This window comes from Parablautia muri (genome assembly GCF_009917485.1).
Classification (GTDB): domain Bacteria; phylum Bacillota; class Clostridia; order Lachnospirales; family Lachnospiraceae; genus Suilimivivens; species Suilimivivens muri.
Genome location: NZ_QZDT01000094.1, coordinates 1 through 6,798, shown reverse-complemented (window position 1 = coordinate 6,798; position 6,798 = coordinate 1). Strand labels below are relative to the sequence as shown.

General features: G+C 37.6%; 7 protein-coding genes and 1 pseudogene. 5 read left to right on the top strand and 3 right to left on the bottom strand.

What is annotated here, in order from left to right:
- Positions 1-155: 155 nt before the first annotated feature.
- The 5 genes from D5281_RS23550 (at position 156) to D5281_RS23530 (ending at position 4,083) form a co-directional block, all read left to right on the top strand.
- The gene (locus D5281_RS23550; RefSeq protein WP_160562340.1) at positions 156-1,733 is read left to right on the top strand and encodes a MobA/MobL family protein; all 1,578 of its coding nucleotides are present in this window, start codon (positions 156-158) and stop codon (positions 1,731-1,733) included.
- 78 nt (positions 1,734-1,811) lie between these two features.
- Positions 1,812-2,435, top strand: a complete 624-nt coding sequence (locus D5281_RS23545) for a DUF3267 domain-containing protein (RefSeq protein WP_160562339.1) — start codon at positions 1,812-1,814, stop codon at positions 2,433-2,435.
- 116 nt (positions 2,436-2,551) lie between these two features.
- Positions 2,552-2,716, top strand: a complete 165-nt coding sequence (locus tag D5281_RS23540; protein WP_160562338.1) for a hypothetical protein — start codon at positions 2,552-2,554, stop codon at positions 2,714-2,716.
- A gap of 218 nt (positions 2,717-2,934) precedes the next feature.
- On the top strand, positions 2,935-3,651 hold the full coding sequence (locus D5281_RS23535) for a hypothetical protein (RefSeq protein ID WP_160562337.1): 717 nt from the start codon (positions 2,935-2,937) through the stop codon (positions 3,649-3,651).
- Between the two features lie 201 nt (positions 3,652-3,852).
- A complete protein-coding gene (locus D5281_RS23530) occupies positions 3,853-4,083 on the top strand; it encodes a hypothetical protein (RefSeq protein ID WP_160562336.1) in 231 nt (76 codons plus the stop codon).
- Positions 4,084-4,415: 332 nt separating this feature from the next.
- On the opposite strand, the gene D5281_RS23525 is transcribed toward D5281_RS23530, so the two are convergent.
- The 3 genes and pseudogenes from D5281_RS23525 to D5281_RS23515 form a co-directional block, all read right to left on the bottom strand.
- The gene (locus D5281_RS23525; RefSeq protein WP_160562335.1) at positions 4,416-5,096 is read right to left on the bottom strand and encodes a hypothetical protein; all 681 of its coding nucleotides are present in this window, start codon (positions 5,094-5,096) and stop codon (positions 4,416-4,418) included.
- Between the two features lie 651 nt (positions 5,097-5,747).
- A pseudogene (locus tag D5281_RS23520) lies at positions 5,748-5,942 on the bottom strand (ParB/RepB/Spo0J family partition protein); the annotation flags it as partial.
- The gene (locus tag D5281_RS23515) at positions 5,932-6,771 is read right to left on the bottom strand and encodes a ParA family protein (protein ID WP_160562334.1); all 840 of its coding nucleotides are present in this window, start codon (positions 6,769-6,771) and stop codon (positions 5,932-5,934) included. The gene D5281_RS23515 and the pseudogene D5281_RS23520, both read right to left, overlap by 11 nt.
- Between the last annotated feature and the right edge of the window lie 27 nt (positions 6,772-6,798).

Sequence of the window (6,798 nt, the reverse complement as noted above, 5' to 3'; positions counted from 1 at the left end):
GCCAAAAGGGGAAACGACAATTCCCCTTCGCAAGCTGCGCTTGCTACCCTTTAGTGAACTTTGCGTTCAGATAAAGGCTAAAGAACAGCCTTTATCTGCCCACAAAGTCTATGAGTGCGCCCCACTACCCTATCGGCAGAATGTAGGTGTTGCGTATGGCTAATGTCACGAAACAGGCAAGCACACGTTTTTCCATAGTCAAGCGGAGCAAGGGGCAGTCGGCAGTCGAGAAAGCGTCCTATATCAGCAGGAGTATTCTTGTCAGCGAGTTTGACGGGCAGACCTACCGCCCGAAATACCATGAGGATTTAGTGCATAGTGAAATCACTCTCCCACCCAATGCGCCCAAAGAGTATGCAGACCGAGCCACTTTATGGAACGCTGTTGAACTGTCAGAGAAAGGGCAGAAATCACAGCTTGCGAGAATGTTAAAAGCGTCACTCCCCAACGAGTGGAGTTATGAACTTGCGGAGGAAGTCGTGAGGGATTATGTGCAGAGGAATTTTGTTGACAAGGGTATGTGTGCGGATTGGGCAATCCATGACAGCGAGAACGGCAAAGGACAGCGCAATCTCCATATCCATGTTTTACTCACTATGCGCCCTCTTACCGAAAATGGCGAATGGGGAGCAAAGACCAAAAAGGTTTATATGCTTGATGAAAACGGTGAGCGTGTTCTCCTCATTGACAAAAAGACTGGACAGCAGAAAGTAGACAAGCGGAACAGAAAACAATGGAAATGCCAGACCGTAGAAAGCACCGACTGGAACAGCAGGGAAAACGCCAAAATGTGGCGAAAGGATTTAGCCGACACAATCAATGCCACCAATGAGCAGTTGGGGATTGCGGTACATTGGGAGCATCGTTCTTTTAAGGAACAGGGGATTGACAGAGAGCCGACTATCCATATCGGGGCGGTTGCCAACGCTTTAGAGCGCAAAGGCATACAGACCGAGAGGGGCAACATCAATCGTGAAATCATCAAGAACAATCTGCTGTTGGAACAGGCGAAAGAAATGCTCATGCTTGCCAAGCAGGAATTTCACAGCGCACAATACGCCAAGATTAAAAATGCGGCGGTCAGCGTGAAGAATGAAGTCATAGAAATGATTGCAAAAGTGAGGGAGCGCAAAGGCAGACTTGACTTGCCGATTGTCAGCGGAAAGCACCTAAGAAGAATATCTGACAGAACCGCCTTGCAGTCAGCCGACAATGCGGAGAAATTCATCACGACAAGGAAGATAGACAGCTTTGAGAGCCTTGCAAAATTCACAGCGGATAAGGAACAGAGATACCAGCAGTTGGAAACGGTACATCTTTCCAAGGGGCAGAAACTAAGCCGATTAAAGGAACTGTCAAAAATGTATGCCCTCTTTGCGCCAATCCAAGCCACCTATAAGGAGAGCCAGTCACTCAAAGGACTTGCGAAAATGCGATATGATAAAGAGCATAAGGACAGCTTATCGAAGTACCCCGAATTAAAGGAGCGTATGCAGAGCCTTTTACAGAATGGCGAGAAGATAACGCTGAAACAGTGGAAAGCCGAGATACAGTCTTTGCAATCCGAGTATGACAGTATCGGTAAAGAGCAGACCAAGACCGCAACAGAATTAGCGTATGCCGAGGTAATCAGCTACAATAAAAAGAACCTTGAGAGGGAGCTTCAGAACGAGAGCCGACAGCATAACAAACAGCAAAGTAAAACTAAGCGGAGGGAGGAAGAAATTTATTGAAAATATGATAGAAATGTGATTGTGATTGTGGTATTCTATTAGCGGTGCAAAATAAGAATATGTTAGTGAGGTGCAAAGGTGTTTAATATTGTGTATAAAGGAAATTTTCAATCTGAAAATCAACTGGTAAACAATGATAAATTGTCAGAAAAAGCCGTACCATTTAAAGAGGGCAAAGAATTAAATGATTTATTTAATCTGGGATTTATACTGGAATTACCAGTAATTATCCCAATAATGTTTTTGACAATATTTAAAATACAAAGTATGGAAGGACATATAGTTTTTAATCTCAAAACAATATTCGTTATTGCAGTTGCTTTTTTAGTAAATTACATATTAAAGTTTATACATGAATATATACACGCAATCTTATATCCCCTAAAAAGTAAAAAGACAATATGGAAATATACTTCTAATGGTGCTTACTTCATATATTGCAATACTAAAATTTCTAAATTAAGATTTATTGTTATTTCATTAGCACCTATGATATTATTAGGAATAATTCCATTTGTCATTTGGCTATTTATAGCAGATAAAATAGATTTAACAATAAGTGTTGTATATGTGATAATGACTTGGATTATGGTGTTTTTTGCTATGGGCGATTTAGCTAATGTTTATAACACAATTAGACAAGTCCCTAAAAATGCCAAAGTGTTCAATTATGGATTGCATTCATATTGGATAAATGAATAACCAGTTCCTGAATAATTAACTAGCCAGTACCACAATCACAACTGAATTAAGAAACACAGCGTCAGAGCGTATAGAAAAATCTATGCGCTCTATTTTATTGTAAAGGAGCAGAGAATATGACAAAAACCAAAAACGAGCAACAGCCCCACACTTTCAAGCGAAAGTTGGGGAACACCACTTACACCGTCAAAGTACATTTCAGTAAGGACACTGACAAAACCTTTAAGGACAGAGTGCAAAAGCTGATTATCAATGAGTGCCTTGAAAAAAATCATAAATAATCCACGTCAACACTTTACAACTCTTATCAGAAGTAAGAAACAGAGAAGGAATTGAAAAAGATGGAAGTAAAAGTCTGATACCAATTAAGGAAAGAGAACATTGCCAAGACCATATACATATAAGATTTCTACCAAGAACAGAAGATGGAAGATTTTCTACAAAGGAAGTAACTCCAAGAAAAGAATTAAGAGATTTTCAAAGAGATATGCAACAACATTTGAGAGAAAAGTTTCCAGAGCACGCACACGAATTAAATTTCCTCAATGGAGCAACAAAAGATAAAAGCAAAGACCTTGCAAGACAAGCTCAATTAAATCACGAAAAGAATTTAGAAGAAAAAGAACAATTAAAAAAAGAATTAGAAAAAGATATTTCTGAACAAAAAAATGAAATATTTGATAGCGCAATGAATAATTCAAAAAAAGAGCAAGAGTTAAGAATAAAACAAGTCGGATTAAACGCAAGGGAAGAAAAAATAGCAAAAAAAGAGAATGAATTAGAACAGATTAGAACAGCTTATGAAAACGCAAAATCTATTAAAAATAGAAATATAGAGATGCCTGAACCTGACGGAAAAGGGCTGAAAAAAGGAACTTATAGCAAAGAACAAGTTGAGAAATTAGTAAATGAAACCAATAGAGCATATGAACAAATAAGGGATTTACAACAAGGAAGAGAAGTCCAAAGAGGACTTGATGATATAATGGAAAATACCCGAAAAGCGAATGAAATAATAAGACAGAGAACATATGAGAAACTTCTCCAAGAAAATCAAGAATTGAAAAAAGACAAAAGAACTATGGATTGGATAAGAAATCAAAATCCAGAAAAAGCAAAAGACTGGGAAAAAAGAGCCGAAAAAGAAGAAAAGGATAGGGAAAAAGAAATTGAAAGACAACAACATAAAGAACATCATAGGGGACACAGTAGGTAATGTCAAGATGGAAAAGGAAGATTTTCGTATGCGAAAATACTCTTTTCTGTCTTGACATTATTCGATAAAGATATAATTTTAAAAGGGAGATAGCAGTTTTTGGCTATCTCCCTTGATTGCTTATATACTTTTGGTCGGGTATGTGGTATAATTATTTAGATGAACTGGGATTGAACAAAAATAATAAGGAGGAGCAGAATAATGGCGAAATTTAAAGTAGTTATGACCTTTCCTGATGGTGAAGTTATTGATTCTTACGAAGAGGATGGAGATGAAGGTGTTTTTGATACGGAACAAGAAGCAAATGATTATTTCTGTGAATGGATGAGTAATTACGATGCAGGTGGCGAAGTTCTCCATCTTTCAAACCCTGGTGATTACCCTCTTGAAATGGTCGAACAAGAACCAGATTACGAGATAGTTGAAATCTAATATTATGCTACATTACTGTTATGTAGAGCATTACCAACAAATTCCAGTTTGTAGATACATTTTTAAAAAGTGCTTATAAAAACCATTGTGCAATATGCACAAAAAATCACCGCTTTTTTCCTTGTTTAGAGGTCTAAAAGGGTGATTTTATAGCTAATTTTTGTGCAATTTGACTAATAATGTTGTAGGATTGTTTTTAAATTGCTTTTATGGGTAATCGGCTATCAGGCAAAATAAAAATCATTCTACCGAATTTACAGGAATTTATACATACAATATACACATGATAGGTAATCTATTTTATGTATATCGTATGTATAATTTTTTATACTTTAAAAAAACGGATTTTCTTCATAAGTTTCTCCGAAGCCAAAATCATCTGGCTTTATTGGTGTATCTGGTTCAGCAACTGGAACTTCAGGCAATGGTTCAGATGGTGCTTCTTCTGTTTCAGTTGCCTTATTGTCTACTGTTTCTGTTTCAGATTCTTTCTTATCTGCTCTTTCTTTTCTCTTTTTCAGTCTATTCCTCACTCTTTGCTCTTGAACTAATCTGTAATTATAAAAGATTGTAGGTTCAACCACGATAGGTGATTTAAAGCAAGAGCATTGAATAATACTTATATAATTACTCTCAATTAAATCATCATAAATACTTTTTGCAACATCAAATTCAATATTGTATGTAAAGCAAAATTTATTTATTAACATAGTTATATATTTTTCATAGACATAATATTTTCCAAAATCTAACATTTCTGATTTCAAAAAATCTATAAATCCAAGATAAGCAAATCCGAATTGTTGTACCTTATAAATGAAATCATAATCTCTAAATTGGGCACAATATGTTGAAAAATAATTTACATCAAACTTTTCATTTTCTTTATAATCTTTATCGTTTTCAACTTCTTCTATGAGTTGAGCAGTAATAGGTTCTAATTTAATATTCTTATATTCAGTATTAAGTTTTTTATTAAGTTGTGTATTGTTTTTGTTTGTTTTGTTTTGCATAGTAATTATCCTTTCTATATGAATTTTAATTTATAGAAAGAAAACTCCACATCACAAATCTTTTCCTCTAAAATCTAAAAGTTAATAGTTGGCAAAACCGCTTACCGTTCCGAAGTCCCAAAGGGATGTTATCAATAAGCAAATCATTTTTTCAGTCAGTCTTTATTTAATTTAATTTCACGAAGTGAAATTAAATTAAATTAAATAAAATTAAATTAAAGACTACCCTGGGTAATACCCAGGGTATTACCCAGTGACGTCACGGGGTAGTCACCAGTGACATTTTTTAAATTTTGACGCCTTTTACTTGCATTTTGGGTAAATAAAATAGTATAATATTTTCCTCTTGACTAATCTTATAAATTGTTATAAGATAGTTATAGAAATGAGTTGTGAGTTTTTGTTATTATTATTTGTTCATAGATATTAAGTCCTTAAACACATAAAAGCTAATTAAAAAACACAAGTCAAAATGGATGCCAGTCCGAAAGATAAGCCGTTCGCCAAACGGCTTTTTGTTTGCCTACTATTATTATAGACCATAATTCACAAATAGTAAATGCCTACAATATGCGTATGTTATATGTATAAACATACTTATTGTAGGTTTTTTGTTGCAATTTTTTTAGTTGACTTTTGAAAAATTTGGCTACTCTCGGTTGTTTCCTCCATCTTCTCATCGTCCTCCACCCGGAAAGGGTGGTCTTTGAACGTGTAAAGCTCTGCCAGCGGCGCATTGATAATCTGTTCAACGCCTCTTTCCTGTGCGGCACTCCCACCGAACAAATCATCAAAACTTTCCAGAGCAACCTTTGATGCACTTCTTGATTTTGCATTACTGCCCATCTGCGCTCACCTCCTTGCTTTGCGGAGCAAAGTGCGAGTCACCCTGACGAGCAGAGGTGATTACCTCCTTTGTCAGAGAATCATAGGCTGACGCTACTTTCCCCTTTGGATCATGCTTGTAGATGCTGACACCCTCCGCTGAAATCTCCGCCGCCCGGACGGAAATGGGAATGACATTGGCAAATATCCTCACCCGGCTTCCGTATGCCTCCTTCAGCATGGCGCTGATGTCCTTCGCGTAATTCGTCCGGCTGTCTACCATTGTAAGCAGAATCCCCTCAATCTCCAGTTTCGGGTTAATCTGCCGCTTTACCTTGCCGACTGTCTTAATAAGCTGCTGCAAGCCTTTGACGGGCAGATATGCCGCCTGTACGGGTATCAAGATGCTGTCGGCGCTGGCAAAGGCGTTTATGGTAATCATGCCGAGGGAAGGCATACAATCAATTAAAATGTAATCGTAATTCTCCCTGACAATCTCTATGTATGACCTCAACACCGTTTCCCGGCTCATCACATTCACAAGGGAAACCTCCAGACCGGAAAGCTCAATGTTCCCCGGCATTAAGTCTATCCCTTCCTCATGGTGGAGAATGCCTTCTCCCGGCTCTACTTCCCCGTCATTGATTAAGTTCCCCATAATGGTTGCAAGCGTGACTTCCAGACTGTCCGGCTCTGTAAAGCCTAAACTTGCGGTCAGACTGCCCTGTGCGTCCGCATCAATCAGAAGCACCTTTTTTCCCTGTTTTGCCAGCCCGATGCCTAAGTTGCTTGTGGTGGTGGTCTTGCCGACTCCGCCTTTCTGGTTTGCGATTGCGATTATTTTACACATGATAATTCTCCTTTGCTTTCTACTGGT

What these genes read in the sequence shown, in the direction of transcription:
- D5281_RS23550 (WP_160562340.1), top strand. Translation starts at nt 156, where the DNA reads ATGGCTAATGTCACGAAACAGGCAAGCACACGTTTTTCCATAGTCAAG.
- D5281_RS23540 (WP_160562338.1), top strand. Translation starts at nt 2,552, where the DNA reads ATGACAAAAACCAAAAACGAGCAACAGCCCCACACTTTCAAGCGAAAG.
- D5281_RS23530 (WP_160562336.1), top strand. Translation starts at nt 3,853, where the DNA reads ATGGCGAAATTTAAAGTAGTTATGACCTTTCCTGATGGTGAAGTTATT.
- D5281_RS23525 (WP_160562335.1), bottom strand. Translation starts at nt 5,096, where the DNA reads ATGCAAAACAAAACAAACAAAAACAATACACAACTTAATAAAAAACTT.
- D5281_RS23515 (WP_160562334.1), bottom strand. Translation starts at nt 6,771, where the DNA reads ATGTGTAAAATAATCGCAATCGCAAACCAGAAAGGCGGAGTCGGCAAG.